Source organism: Aliiroseovarius conchicola (genome assembly GCF_041403445.1).
In the GTDB taxonomy this organism is placed as follows: Bacteria; Pseudomonadota; Alphaproteobacteria; order Rhodobacterales; family Rhodobacteraceae; genus Aliiroseovarius; species Aliiroseovarius conchicola.
Map to the genome: position 1 here is coordinate 1 of NZ_JBGEHL010000004.1, position 12,480 is coordinate 12,480.

Consider the following 12,480-nt stretch of genomic DNA (forward strand, 5'->3'; position numbering starts at 1 on the left):
TGTTTCGAAGGCTGAAAGGATACCGGCGCATCTTCTCAAGGTTCGAAAAGCTGGACGTCATGTACCGCGCTTTCCTGAATTTCGCCCTAATCGTCGATATGATTAAGTGTTAACAGGCCCTAAAAAGGGCGGTCCGTTTGGGCCGCTCTTTTTAGTATAGAATGTTGTTATGCAGCCGAGCAGTAATTCTGCTCTTTGATCCAGCTGCGCATGCCTTCGCGTTTGCGCTTTGAGTGGAACGGGCCCCAATCGGCAGCCACGCCCTTCATCCCCTTCGAGACAACATTGTCGCGTGGAACGGTTGTTGAAAGGATGCGAACTGCGCAGCTGAGGTTCAGCTCGCCATTCTTCAGAGCAGCCCCCGATTTCGCTTCGCAGCCATAACCGCGCGCAGTCGCAGGCAAGATCTGGACCAACCCGTACCATTTGCCACCACCGCCAACGGCTGTTTGGCGCCATGTGCTTTCATAGAAGGACAATGTCGACAATAGCCCGGCCCAGAACGCGTTACGCCCTTCGGTGTTTTGCGCTGCGTAGCCCGGGCACCATTGGTCGATATCGTCTGGCACAGTTTGTGCCAGAACCGAGCCGTGGGTCTCTAACGCGTCAATGGCAGCGTTGGTCCAGGCAGCGGCCTGCGGCTTCTCATCCCATTTCATGGTCAATACGGGCGTGCGCAGCCCGCGCGTACCCAAAATGTCTTCGGCTTGTACGGACTGCGTCAGCGTCAAAGCAGCCGCCAGCCCCAAAATCAATCTTTTCATCGTCCCCACCAAGGTCCGTTTTTACTCGCTTGCTGGCAGGTAGGGAGTTCGGTTGCAAAGTTCAACCATTCGATTGCCGCACCGCAGCAATTGGCGTGAATTCGCTGATATGCCTTATATGCATGGCGGATATGCCCTGCCACATTCTACCATTGGCGGAAAATTCAACCATTCTGCGGCGCAGCACAAGCAGAGATTGACCACCACCATCTTCAGACGAACCGGTAGTGAGTGGCTATGATCAGGCCCAACCTCTTGCCCCCTGCGCGCCCCTGCCCTAGAAGGCCTGTGGATCAAGAAATTCGGGAAATATGCAAATGCTGGATCATCTCGCCTATGAAACCCCTGCCATTAAAACCATTGCTGGGGCAAAGGAAGATTGGGAACTGGTTATTGGGATGGAAATCCACGCTCAGGTCAGCTCGAATGCCAAGCTTTTCTCAGGTGCTTCGACGAAGTTCGGCGCGGAACCCAACTCGAACGTGGCTTTCGTGGATGCGGCCATGCCCGGCATGCTGCCCGTGATCAACGAATACTGTGTGGAACAAGCGGTGCGCACTGGGTTGGGCCTGAAAGCCGAAATCAACCTGTTCTCAGCATTTGACCGCAAGAACTACTTCTATCCTGACTTGCCGCAGGGCTATCAGATTTCGCAGCTTTACCACCCGATCGTGGGCGAAGGCGAAGTGATCGTAGATATGGGTCCCGGCATCGCGCGCAAGGTCCGCATCGAGCGTATTCACCTTGAACAAGACGCCGGTAAATCCGTGCATGACATGGATCCGAACATGTCCTTCGTCGACCTGAACCGTACCGGTGTCGCGTTGATGGAGATCGTGTCACGTCCCGATATCCGTGGCCCTGAAGAAGCCGCGGCCTATGTCACCAAGCTGCGTCAGATTCTGCGCTATCTGGGCACCTGTGATGGCAACATGCAAAACGGTAACCTGCGCGCGGACGTCAACGTCTCGGTCTGTCGCCCGGGCCAGTTTGAGAAATACATGGAGACACAGGATTTCGGTCATCTGGGCACCCGGTGCGAGATCAAGAACATGAACTCCATGCGTTTCATTCAGGCCGCGATTGACTACGAAGCCCGCCGCCAGATCGCCATTCTGGAAGATGGTGGAGAGGTTGTGCAGGAGACACGCCTTTATGACCCGGACAAGAACGAAACACGCTCCATGCGGTCTAAGGAAGAGGCGCACGACTATCGCTACTTCCCCTGCCCTGACCTGCTGCCACTGGAGATCCAGCAAGATTGGGTGGATGGCATCGCGCAAACGTTGCCAGAGCTGCCAGATGAGAAGAAAGCGCGCTTCGTTGCTGGCTTTGGCCTGTCCGAATATGACGCCGGCGTCCTGACCGCAGATGCGGAAAACGCTGCTTTTTTTGAGGCAGTGGCAGAGGGGCGCGACGGCAAGCTTGCCGCCAACTGGGTGATCAACGAGCTGTTCGGCCGCCTGAAGAAGGACGACAAAGGCATCAAAGGCAGCCCCGTTAGCCCCGACCAACTGGGCGGGATCATCGCGCTGATCGCCAAGGGCGATATCTCGGGTAAGATCGCCAAGGACCTGTTTGAAATCGTCTATACCGAGGGTGGCGACCCGGCGGAAATCGTCGAAGCACGCGGCATGAAACAGGTCACCGACACCGGTGCCATCGAAGCCGCTGTGGACGACGTGATCGCCGCCAACCCAGCGCAAGTCGAAAAGGCCAAAGAGAACCCAAAACTGGTGGGCTTCTTTGTTGGTCAGGTGATGAAAGCCACCGGCGGCAAGGCCAATCCCAAAGCGGTGAACGAGATCGTGACAGCAAAACTGGGGCTTTAAGTTGGCTTCCACGCCGAATACCCCGGCCTCGCGATCAGATCTTGCTCGCCGTTTGGCGAAAGCCGCGACACTTGAGGGTGAATTCCTGCTGCGATCTGGCCAAGTGTCGAACCTTTATTTCGACAAATACCGGTTTGAAGGTAATCCATCACTGCTGAAGCCGCTGGCGCACGCGATGTGTGCATTGTTACCGCCAGAAACCGAGATCATCGCGGGTCTTGAATTGGGCGGTGTCCCTCTGGTCACCGCTATGGCCCTTGAAACCGGCTTGCCCGCCGCATTCGTTCGGAAAGAAGCGAAAACCTACGGAACTTGCCGCGCGATCGAGGGACAGGATATTGCCGGAAAACGCGTGACCTTTATCGAGGATGTAATCTCGACCGGAGGGGCCGTCGCAGACGCCCATCAGCTTGCCATGCAGGAAGGGGCCGACGTCTTGGCCGTGATTTGCGCGATCTGGCGGGGCGAAGGCGAACCTTCAATCAAGGATGTTCCATCGCTCGCTGTGCATCCGGTGTTTACGCGGTCCGATCTTGAAGTCTGAGTCCACTTGGGTGCGGTAGATTTCGATAGAATAAGAAAGGGGCGCTAAAGCAGCATCGGAAACAGCTGGTCAGAGGCGTCTCAGATTAGAAGTTCGTCGACCAAAGACGCCCGCGTGTTCCGAACGTTGTACCTTTATTTTTACCGAATGTGTATTCAATGCCGAGCCCATAGAATACATCGGATTGGCTGAGCCCGCTGATCGACCCGGTGCCATCGTACTTACTTTGGCCGACCTTAGCTAACAACGATACGTGCTCGGTTGGGCGATAGTGAAGAACCATTGCGAAGTTCTTTGTCGAGTAACCGGCATCTGGCAGAAATTTGGATTTCATCATCAAATCTGCATTCTCTTGATCGTAAGAAACGCCTAAAGACACTTTTGGGGATAGCTCTACTTTGACTTCGGCACCGCGTTGCCGTGAGCTATAGTTTGCAAAGATAAAGTCCTGATCGCTGAATTGGGTCCAATATACCTCGGCCGTGATGTTACCGAATGTGATGTCCGCTTCGGCGCCATAGAACGCGACTGGGCCAGACGTCAGAGAATTAGCGCCGTAGAATGCGCTAACAGTAATATCTTGGTTGACGTGGTAAAGGGCATGCATCGTTCCCGACAGGCTTTTCGAGCTGCCCAGTGAGTTGTTATTTGAATAGCCGCTCAAATCCAGTTGCAGCCCAAAATCTGACCCGAAGCCAATTTCCACGGACCCAGTTAACGCTGCGGTCGACAAGTCTTCCGAGCCAGTGACCGCGCCATAACCCAACGTGACATCGACCCCGACTAAGTCCACTGCGAACACCGGCGTCGATACAACCAAAAGAACGGCCGTGGCGGACGAAAGTTTATAGATGTTTTGCACGGCTTATTCCTTACATTAGACCAACGCCAACCCACTAAACTTCATACATTGCAGGCTGAAAAACGTCTCTGGCTTTCCTTCCCGCTTTGGGCCGCAAGTTATCTGCCCACTTGTGTAGGCTAGATGAACTTCCCGATTGCTAGCACATGCTTACTGCGAATGTGAGTAAATCCAAACATCGCGCGTGGCACGGCGGCTTGGTTTTGTGCGACGAGTTTGAAAGATACCCGCAGTCTCGTGACCAAGGCAGGCAGAGTAGAATGTCGCGTGTTTACATGGGTTGGTCAAACCTAGACGGGTCAGTACTTGACTTTTCCACCCCAATCCATAACCATTTAGTTATGATAAAACCCGCCGGCCCCACACTCGACGCCGTATTCAGTGCCCTTGCCGACCCTACGCGCCGGGCCATTCTGGCGCGGCTGGCACAAGGTGAGGCGTCCGTGTCAGAGCTGACTGAACCCTTCGAGATTAGCCAGCCTGCCATCTCCAAACATCTCCGGGTTCTGGAGACAGCTGGATTGGTTGAACGCGACAGAGGGCATCGCGCCCCTGCCCGCCTCAAAGCCGCTCCGATGAAAGCCGCGATCGACTGGCTTGAGGACTTCGAACGCTTCTGGACCGGAAGTTTCAACGAGCTGGACAAATTGCTGAGCGATTTAAAATCAAATGACAGGAAGGATACCCAATGACCGATTTACCCACCTACGTGTTGGAGCGCGTATTTGACGCCTCGCCCGAACTGGTTTGGCGCACTTGGACCGAGGCGGAGCTGCTTTCACAGTGGTATGGTCCGGGTGTCGAAACTGTCATCCATAAGCTTGACGTCACGCCGGGCGGCGTTTGGCTGAACGAGATGCGGATGTCGAAAGGATCGTCGTTTGAGAAGGCCGAGTATTCAGAAGTGAAACCATTTGAGCGTCTGGTTTGGAGACACACAATCACCGACAACGATTGGCAACCAGCGGCGAACCCAATGATGCCTGACTGGCCCCGCCACCTGATGACCACGGTTACGTTCGCACCCAAAGGCGACAAGACCCATATGCGGCTGGAATGGGTGCCGGATGGCGCAACAGAGGCTGAACTGGCGTGCTTTAAAGGCGCGATGGCCGGGCTGGATCACGGTTGGGGAGCAGGCATGGACATGCTGGCTCAAATTCTTGCAGATCTGCAATCGTAAGGTTGATTGTGCAGGCCCGCCACAGGCCTGCGCGCAATCCTGCTGGGGTTGGCCTTCATGGCTGGCCCCAATCACTTTCACCTGCTAATGAGGCGCCTTGAACGCACCCAGACCAGAGTGGCCCCATGTTTGAATACGAAGTGATCCCCGCCCCGCGCAAAGGTAAAAAAGCACGAGGCGTCAAAACCTCAGAGGCGCGCTTTGCCCATGTGATGGCCGAAATCTTGAACGAAATGGCCGCTGAAGGGTGGGAATATCAACGCACAGACACGTTGCCGAGCGAAGAACGCTCGGGCCTCACGGGCCGGACGACGGTCTATCACAATATGCTGGTGTTCCGACGCGCACTGGATGTGGAGGTGGAAGCAGACGAGGTGGCAGAGGCCCCGTTGGTCGAAGCGCCCGTGGCGCCTGTTGAGGAAAATCCGGCCCCGGCGCTTCCATCCGCTGCCGAAGCAAATGAAGTCAGCGATCACGCCCCGGCTGTTGAACGAACCGACAATAAATCCGACGGTTAGTCCGAGACGTCCAGCGCCAATGCGTGGATCTGTGCCACAAGCTCCGGTCCAAGCGCTTTGTGAATGGCGCGGTGGCGCGCAATTCGCGACATCTCGGCGAAAATCGGCGCGCGGATGATGACCTGGAAATGGCTTTCTCCGCCTTCCTGATACCCCGCATGCCCCCTGTGCTTTTCACTTTCATCAATAACTTCAAGCCGTTGAGGTGAAAACGCATCTTGTAGTTTCGAAGATATTTGCTCGGTTCTGGTCATTTCTTGGTCTTTCCCTCTTCAATCGCCTCGAAAATGCACTAAACTCTCTGGTCCGAGTCGAAAAGAGTATTCCAATGTCTAAAAGCGATCCCTTTGGTTTTGATATGTCGGTCTCGACCGCCAAAAAGAAGAACCCGCGCGGCAAGCGTGGAATGTCCGGGGCGTTCGAAACCTCGCAACGCGTCTGTGAACATGATGGCTGCCAAGAGGCTGGTCAGTACCGCGCACCCCGTTCGCCCGATCATCTGGACGAGTTCAAGTGGTTCTGCAAAGACCACGTTCGGGAATATAATCTGAAGTGGAACTTCTTTGACGGCTCCACCGAAGAAGAAATGAACGAGCAGATGGAAAAAGATCGCGTGTGGGAGCGTGAGACCAAGCCGATGGGCACCAAGGATGAACAGCGCGCCTGGGCCCGCTTGGGCGTTGATGACCCCCATCAGGTGCTGGGCGAAAATGCCACCCGCAATCCGGGCAAGTCCATCACCGGCACCCGCAAACTGCCGCCTACAGAACGTCGCGCCGTCGAAATTCTAGAAGCCAAGGATCACTGGACCAAGGCCGAGATCCGCAAGGCCTATAAGAAGCTGATCAAGGTTTTGCACCCCGACATGAACGGTGGTGATCGCAGTTTGGAAGAACAGCTTCAGGAAGTTGTCTGGGCATGGGATCAAATCAAGGAAAGCCGCAGCTTTAAGTAGGTCGGGTTTCAACGAGATTGTACCAAAAGGGCGGCCATTGTGTCGCCTTTTTCTTTGCCAATATGCCCAGTCACGCCACGTTTCTAGGGCCACCTTGTCCTTACGTCACAAATCTGGCGACCTTCCCCTTGAACCCGCCCCTTTGATCGGGCATCACACTCTGGTTGCGACCCGCGAGGAGAAGGATCACCCAATGGCAGACGGCACACTGGATATGAACGCGAAGCCCACCGAAGACATCTCGGTGCGCGAGGTTTTCGGCATCGACAGCGACATGGTTGTCAAAGGCTTTGCTGAGCGTATGGATCGCGTGCCAGAGCTTGATACGACGTATAAGTTTGATCCCGACACGACGCTCGCGATCCTTGCAGGCTTTTCGCACAACCGCCGCGTGATGGTTCAGGGCTATCACGGGACAGGCAAGTCGACGCATATTGAACAGGTCGCGGCCCGCCTGAACTGGCCTGCCGTGCGTGTGAACCTTGACAGTCATATCAGCCGGATCGACCTGATCGGTAAGGACGCGATCAAGCTGAAAGACGGGATGCAGGTCACCGAATTCCAAGAAGGCATTCTGCCTTGGGCGCTGCGCAACCCGACCGCGATCGTGTTTGATGAATACGATGCCGGTCGTGCGGACGTTATGTTCGTGATCCAGCGTGTATTGGAGCATGACGGTAAGCTGACCCTTCTGGACCAGAACGAGGTCATCACCCCCCACCCGTCCTTCCGCCTGTTTGCCACCGCAAACACCGTGGGTCTGGGCGACACGACCGGGCTATATCACGGCGTGCAACAGATCAACCAAGCGCAGATGGACCGTTGGTCGCTGGTCGCCACGCTGAACTATCTGAGCCACGACGCCGAGACCAACATCGTGCTGGCGAAGAACCCGTTCCTGAACACCGAGGCTGGCCGCAAAACCGTTGGCCAGATGGTCACCGTTGCGGACCTGACCCGCACGGCCTTCATGAACGGCGATCTGTCGACTGTGATGAGCCCGCGGACCGTGATCAACTGGGCGCAAAACGCGCATATCTTCCGCTCGGTCGGCTATGCCTTCCGCCTGTCCTTCCTGAACAAATGCGACGAGCTTGAACGCCAGATCGTGGCGGAGTTCTATCAGCGCTGCTTCGACGAGGAACTGCCGGAAAGCGCGGTGAGCATGAGTTTGGGTTAACTATGTTAAGACGTTTACTTCTAGTTTGGACACTCGTTATCCCCGCAAGTAGTCTTGCGGAAACTGGCACAACAGCGTTTTTTGAGAATGCATTCTGCTCAGGTTTCTATGGCGGAATTGCCAGTCTCAGCCTAGGTCACAAAACCTTTCTAGGTGACGTATCATTTCCGACTTCAAAGGAGCTTCTCACCGCTTCAAAGGATGCGAAGGCTGCCATCGTCTTTGCCAAAGACACTGGCATGATAGATGGGGACTTATTCAAGCGTTTGGTAGCTATTACCGTCGCTGGCATTGATAACAGTTCCCAGATCAAACGGTCGATCAGGTCCGAAGATGAACTTTATCGAAAGTTTGCCAAGCAACATCTCAAATCGACATCTGAGCTATGTGATGGAGTACTCTCTGACCAGAATCTCGCAATCGCGCCCAAAATAGGTTGGTAGCATGAGCAAACCCACCGACAACCCTGCTGATCCGTTCAAGAAAGCGCTGGCTGAGGCGACGAAGACGCTTGCGGACGAACCCGATCTGTCGGTCAGCTTCTCGGTCGACCCTCCGGGTATGTCCAATGATGCGGTGCGTCTGCCTCAGGTGACGCGCCGGATGACACGGGATGAGGTGTTGTTGGCGCGGGGCACGGCGGATGCCTATGCGATGAAGCTGCGTTACCACAACGAGGCGACGCACAATAAGTATGCGCCTGCGTCCGGCATGGCGCGCGAGATTTATGAAGCGATGGAAACCGCCCGGTGCGAGGCGATGGGCGCGCGCGACATGCCCGGTACTGCGGGCAACATCGACGCCAAGATCGAAACAGACGCAGTGCGCGCGGGCTATGACCAGATCACCGCGCCTGCGGATGCCCCGCTGCCCGTGGCTGCGGGATATCTGATGCGCCATCTGGCGACCGGGCGCGACCTCCCGCCCGCTGCTGGCAATGTGCTGAACCTGTGGCGCGACTTCATTGAAGGTCAAGCCGGCGACCATTTGGACAACCTTGGTGAAAAGCTGAGCGACCAAAAGGAATTCGCCCGATTTGCCCGTCAGATCATTGATGATCTGGGATACGGTGATCAACTTGGCGATGATCCCGACAACGAGGACGACGACAGCCAGGACGACGCGGAAGCCGAAGAGGATCAGGCCGAGGACGATCAGCAAAACGAGCAGTCGCAGGACGAAGAGGAGGGTGAGGCCGACCCCGAACGCTCTCAGGACGAGCAGATGGACCAGTCCGAGGCTCAAGTCTCGCTTGATGATCTGGCTGACGATGAGATGAGCGACGAGGCGGAAATGCCCGAAGCGGATGCGCCGCTTGAGCAGCCCTCGCCCCCGCCCGCCTCGGAAGCAGATCCGGACTATCTGGTCTATAATGCCGAGCATGACGAAGAGGTTATGGCCGAGGATTTGGCGGAGCCTGCTGAATTAGAGCGTTTGCGCGCCTATTTGGATCAGCAGTTGGAGCCTTTGAAAGGCGCAGTCAGTCGTTTGGCCAACAAGTTACAGCGCCGTTTGCAAGCGCAACAAAACCGCTCGTGGTTGTTTGATCAGGAAGAAGGCATTTTGGACGCTGGGCGTCTGGCGCGTGTGGTCGCCAACCCCACCACGCCGTTGTCGTTCAAACAGGAAAAAGACACTGAATTCCGCGATACCGTCGTGACGTTGCTGTTGGACAATTCTGGATCGATGCGGGGCCGTCCCATCTCGATCGCGGCGATCTGTGCTGACGTACTGTCGCGCACGCTGGAACGCTGTCAGGTCAAGGTCGAGGTACTGGGCTTCACCACCCGCGCTTGGAAAGGCGGCTTGGCCCGTGAAAAATGGCTGGCCGACGGGCGTCCGCAACAGCCCGGTCGTCTGAACGATCTGCGTCACATCATCTATAAGAAAGCCGATGCCCCGATGCGCCGCACGCGGGACAATTTGGGTCTGATGATGAAAGAAGGCCTGCTGAAAGAAAACATCGATGGCGAGGCTTTGGAATGGGCGCATCGCCGGATCACTGCCCGGCCTGAGCAGCGCAAGATCTTGATGGTGATTTCGGATGGCGCGCCGGTGGATGATTCAACTTTGTCCGTCAACCCTGCGAATTACTTGGAAAAACACCTGCGTGACGTGATCGAAATGGTCGAAAAACGCAAGCAGGTAGAGCTGCTTGCCATCGGTATCGGCCACGATGTGACCCGCTACTATGACCGCGCTGTGACCATCACGGATGTCGAGCAATTGGCAGGCGCGATGACCGAACAACTTGCTGCGCTCTTCGACAGTGACCCACGCGCCCGTGCGCGTGTGATGGGCATCAAGAAAGCGGGCTGACCCCTCTTTCAACTGGTGGCGATGTGCGGCATGGTGCGCGCATTCGCGTCCGCTTTGCTGGGCGCGGCAGTATTTACCAGTCCCCAGTTCCACAAACCTACCGACCGGAGTTCTTTATGTTCCAGACGTTTGACAGCTCTGCCGATCCCACACGCGGCCCCGCCCGGCTAGAGCGTTTGCGCCGCGCGATGTCCATGAAAGGCTTGGATGGGTTCATCGTGCCACGCGCCGATGCCCATCAAGGCGAATACGTGGCTGATTGCGATGCGCGGCTGGCTTGGCTGACTGGGTTCAGCGGCTCTGCAGGGTTTTGCATCGCGTTGAAGAAAACTGCGGGAATATTCGTCGACGGACGCTATCGTACACAGGTGCGTGTGCAGGCGGATATGGACGCGTTTACTCCCGTGCACTGGCCCGAAACTCAGCCCGGACCTTGGTTGAAGGATAGTTTGGCTGATGCGTCTGCCAAGATTGGATTTGACCCGTGGCTGCACACGAAAGGCGAGATCGACAAGATCGAGGCAGCCCTTGAGGGCACAGAGATCAAACTGATCCCGACCGACAATCTGGTGGATCAGATTTGGGAAGACCGCCCGCCTGCCCCAAATGGGAAGATCATCGAACAACCCATTGAATTTGCGGGCATGTCCAGCGCTGCCAAGCGATCCGAGCTTGCCGATGGCTTGCTGGCGGACGGGCAAAAAGCCTGCGTGATGACACTGTCCGATAGCATCGCGTGGATGCTAAATATCCGCGGCGACGACATCCCGCGTATTCCGGTTGTTCAAGGTTTCGCGATCCTGAATGACGATGGATCAGTCGCCTTTTTCACCACAGAGGGCCGAGTGATCGAGGCCAAGCTGGACGCAGATGTATCGCTTCATTCAATCAAGGACTTCTCAACCGCGTTGAAAAAACTCGACGGTCCGGTGCGGGTCGACAAAGCCTCAGCCCCGTTGGCGGCTTCGCAAATTCTTGAAGATGCTGGGACCCAGATTGCGTGGGGCGATGATCCTGCGGTCCTGCCCAAGGCGCAGAAAAACCCGACCGAACTTAATGGCGCGCGCGAGGCGCACCTGCGCGACGCCGCCGCAATGGTCGAGTTTTTGGCGTGGTATGACGGCGCGGATAAATCCGGCCTGACCGAGATTGATCTGGTCACGACGCTGGAAGAAAAGCGGCGTGCTGGCAACGCGCTTCTGGACATCTCGTTCGAGACGATATCGGGGGCCGGACCCAATGGCGCGATCATGCATTACCGCGTCACCGACGAGACAAATCGTAGCTTGGAAGACGGTAATCTGGTGGTTCTGGACAGCGGTGGTCAGTACCGCGATGGCACCACAGATATCACGCGCACATTGCGGGTCGGCGATATCGGGGAAGAAGAAAAACGATGCTATACTCGTGTGTTACAAGGCATGATCGCCCTGTCGCGTGTCTATTTTCCTCGCGGCCGCTCGGGTCGGGACTTGGACCCCATCGCACGTTATCCCCTCTTTGCGGCCCACCAAGACTTCAACCACGGCACGGGGCATGGTGTTGGTGCATATCTGTCTGTTCACGAAGGTCCGGCGCGCTTCAGCCACGTCTCTGACGTGGAACTGCTGCCCGGTATGATCCTGTCCAATGAACCGGGATACTACCGCGAAGGTGCGTTTGGCATCCGTCTGGAAAACCTTGTGGTCGTGGAAACGGCCATCTGCCCGGAAGGCGGCGATGCAGATCGCGATATGCTGTCTTTAGAGACGCTGACGTTTGTTCCGTTCGATACGAGTCTGGTCGTCGCAGATATGCTGTCGGGCGAAGAGCGTGCGTGGCTCAATGCCTATCACGCCTTCTGCGTCGAAAAGCTTCAGGGCCGCCTGAATGACGCGACGTTTGACTGGCTCAAAACCGTTTGTGCGCCGATTTGACACGCAAGCGTTGCAAAAATTCTGTTACAGTCTCGCGACATCACTTCAATTCAAGAGGACACCATGGCTGACCAAATCAAGATCCGCCCGGCCGAGGGCAAATGGACCATTCGTGCAGGCGGCGCAGTGTTGGGCGAAAGCCAGTCAGCGCTTGAGGTGATCGAGGGCGACGGGACACCCGTGATCTATTTCCCCGTGGCCGATGTGGCGATGGCGTTTTTGGACAAATCCGACACCGTCACCACCAACCCTTACCTGGGCGAGGCGCGACATTATTCCATCCAGACCAAATCGACCCTGATCGAGGATGCGGGTTATATATATGACGCGCCGGTCGAAGATCTGGCCTCTCTCAAGGAACATATCGCGTTCTACGCGGAAAAGGCAACCGTGGCGCGGACTTGACC

At 56.3% G+C, this 12,480-nt stretch carries 14 protein-coding genes and 1 pseudogene; 12 read left to right on the plus strand and 3 right to left on the minus strand.

All coding sequences use genetic code 11. The features are described 5' to 3' along the window. Nucleotides 1-113: pseudogene (locus V6N04_RS08125) on the plus strand (IS5-like element ISCARN85 family transposase); the annotation flags it as partial. 54 nt (nt 114-167) lie between these two features. Here V6N04_RS08125 and V6N04_RS08130 read toward each other — a convergent pair. Then, entirely contained in the window at nt 168-764 is a 597-nt protein-coding gene (locus tag V6N04_RS08130; protein WP_371169648.1) for a transglycosylase SLT domain-containing protein, read from the minus strand. Between the two features lie 317 nt (nt 765-1,081). On the opposite strand from V6N04_RS08130, the gene gatB reads away from it, so the two are divergent. Both gatB and pyrE read left to right on the plus strand, forming a co-directional pair. Then, nucleotides 1,082-2,596: an Asp-tRNA(Asn)/Glu-tRNA(Gln) amidotransferase subunit GatB gene (gatB, locus tag V6N04_RS08135; RefSeq protein ID WP_371169649.1), complete on the plus strand. Its 1,515-nt coding sequence runs from the start codon at nt 1,082-1,084 to the stop codon at nt 2,594-2,596. Nucleotide 2,597: 1 nt separating this feature from the next. Beyond that, complete coding sequence (gene pyrE, locus V6N04_RS08140) at nt 2,598-3,140, plus strand: orotate phosphoribosyltransferase (protein WP_371169650.1); 543 nt, start codon at nt 2,598-2,600, stop codon at nt 3,138-3,140. Nucleotides 3,141-3,225: 85 nt separating this feature from the next. Here pyrE and V6N04_RS08145 read toward each other — a convergent pair whose 3' ends face one another. Beyond that, complete coding sequence (locus tag V6N04_RS08145; protein WP_371169651.1) at nt 3,226-4,002, minus strand: hypothetical protein; 777 nt, start codon at nt 4,000-4,002, stop codon at nt 3,226-3,228. 341 nt (nt 4,003-4,343) lie between these two features. Here V6N04_RS08145 and V6N04_RS08150 point away from each other — a divergent pair, with 341 nt between their 5' ends. From V6N04_RS08150 to V6N04_RS08160, 3 genes are all read left to right on the plus strand, one after another. Beyond that, a complete protein-coding gene (locus V6N04_RS08150; RefSeq protein WP_371169652.1) occupies nt 4,344-4,694 on the plus strand; it encodes an ArsR/SmtB family transcription factor in 351 nt (116 codons plus the stop codon). Next, entirely contained in the window at nt 4,691-5,185 is a 495-nt protein-coding gene (locus V6N04_RS08155; protein ID WP_371169653.1) for an SRPBCC family protein, read from the plus strand. The genes V6N04_RS08150 and V6N04_RS08155 overlap by 4 nt, the downstream gene beginning before the upstream one ends. 125 nt (nt 5,186-5,310) lie before the next feature. Further along, nucleotides 5,311-5,703 carry a DUF4177 domain-containing protein gene (locus V6N04_RS08160; protein ID WP_371169654.1) on the plus strand — a complete coding sequence of 131 codons (393 nt, stop codon included), beginning with the start codon at nt 5,311-5,313 and terminating at the stop codon, nt 5,701-5,703. On the opposite strand, the gene V6N04_RS08165 is transcribed toward V6N04_RS08160, so the two are convergent. Beyond that, on the minus strand, nt 5,700-5,957 hold the full coding sequence (locus tag V6N04_RS08165; RefSeq protein WP_371169655.1) for a BolA family protein: 258 nt from the start codon (nt 5,955-5,957) through the stop codon (nt 5,700-5,702). The two genes, V6N04_RS08160 and V6N04_RS08165, sit on opposite strands and share 4 nt — an antisense overlap. Before the next feature lie 74 nt (nt 5,958-6,031). Here V6N04_RS08165 and V6N04_RS08170 point away from each other — a divergent pair, with 74 nt between their 5' ends. From V6N04_RS08170 to V6N04_RS08195, 6 genes are all read left to right on the plus strand, one after another. After that, nucleotides 6,032-6,658, plus strand: a complete 627-nt coding sequence (locus V6N04_RS08170) for a DnaJ domain-containing protein (RefSeq protein ID WP_371169656.1) — start codon at nt 6,032-6,034, stop codon at nt 6,656-6,658. A gap of 193 nt (nt 6,659-6,851) precedes the next feature. After that, entirely contained in the window at nt 6,852-7,838 is a 987-nt protein-coding gene (gene cobS / locus V6N04_RS08175; RefSeq protein WP_371169657.1) for a cobaltochelatase subunit CobS, read from the plus strand. Between the two features lie 2 nt (nt 7,839-7,840). Next, nucleotides 7,841-8,281 (plus strand): hypothetical protein, encoded by a 441-nt coding sequence (locus tag V6N04_RS08180; RefSeq protein ID WP_371169658.1) that lies wholly within the window; start codon nt 7,841-7,843, stop codon nt 8,279-8,281. A 1-nt stretch (nt 8,282) separates the two neighbouring features. Beyond that, nucleotides 8,283-10,157, plus strand: coding sequence for a cobaltochelatase subunit CobT (gene cobT, locus V6N04_RS08185; protein ID WP_371169659.1), 1,875 nt, complete (start codon nt 8,283-8,285; stop codon nt 10,155-10,157). Between the two features lie 116 nt (nt 10,158-10,273). After that, entirely contained in the window at nt 10,274-12,073 is a 1,800-nt protein-coding gene (locus tag V6N04_RS08190; RefSeq protein ID WP_371169660.1) for an aminopeptidase P family protein, read from the plus strand. 63 nt (nt 12,074-12,136) lie between these two features. Further along, nucleotides 12,137-12,478, plus strand: coding sequence for a DUF427 domain-containing protein (locus V6N04_RS08195; RefSeq protein WP_371169661.1), 342 nt, complete (start codon nt 12,137-12,139; stop codon nt 12,476-12,478). Nucleotides 12,479-12,480 lie beyond the last annotated feature (2 nt).

Excerpts from the sequence above, each read along its gene's own strand:
- V6N04_RS08160 (WP_371169654.1), top strand. The coding sequence starts at position 5,311 with ATGTTTGAATACGAAGTGATCCCCGCCCCGCGCAAAGGTAAAAAAGCA.
- cobS (WP_371169657.1), top strand. The coding sequence starts at position 6,852 with ATGGCAGACGGCACACTGGATATGAACGCGAAGCCCACCGAAGACATC.
- V6N04_RS08170 (WP_371169656.1), top strand. The coding sequence starts at position 6,032 with ATGTCTAAAAGCGATCCCTTTGGTTTTGATATGTCGGTCTCGACCGCC.
- V6N04_RS08165 (WP_371169655.1), bottom strand. The coding sequence starts at position 5,957 with ATGACCAGAACCGAGCAAATATCTTCGAAACTACAAGATGCGTTTTCA.
- cobT (WP_371169659.1), top strand. The coding sequence starts at position 8,283 with ATGAGCAAACCCACCGACAACCCTGCTGATCCGTTCAAGAAAGCGCTG.
- V6N04_RS08190 (WP_371169660.1), top strand. The coding sequence starts at position 10,274 with ATGTTCCAGACGTTTGACAGCTCTGCCGATCCCACACGCGGCCCCGCC.
- gatB (WP_371169649.1), top strand. The coding sequence starts at position 1,082 with ATGCTGGATCATCTCGCCTATGAAACCCCTGCCATTAAAACCATTGCT.
- V6N04_RS08130 (WP_371169648.1), bottom strand. The coding sequence starts at position 764 with ATGAAAAGATTGATTTTGGGGCTGGCGGCTGCTTTGACGCTGACGCAG.
- V6N04_RS08150 (WP_371169652.1), top strand. The coding sequence starts at position 4,344 with ATGATAAAACCCGCCGGCCCCACACTCGACGCCGTATTCAGTGCCCTT.
- V6N04_RS08155 (WP_371169653.1), top strand. The coding sequence starts at position 4,691 with ATGACCGATTTACCCACCTACGTGTTGGAGCGCGTATTTGACGCCTCG.
- V6N04_RS08195 (WP_371169661.1), top strand. The coding sequence starts at position 12,137 with ATGGCTGACCAAATCAAGATCCGCCCGGCCGAGGGCAAATGGACCATT.
- V6N04_RS08180 (WP_371169658.1), top strand. The coding sequence starts at position 7,841 with ATGTTAAGACGTTTACTTCTAGTTTGGACACTCGTTATCCCCGCAAGT.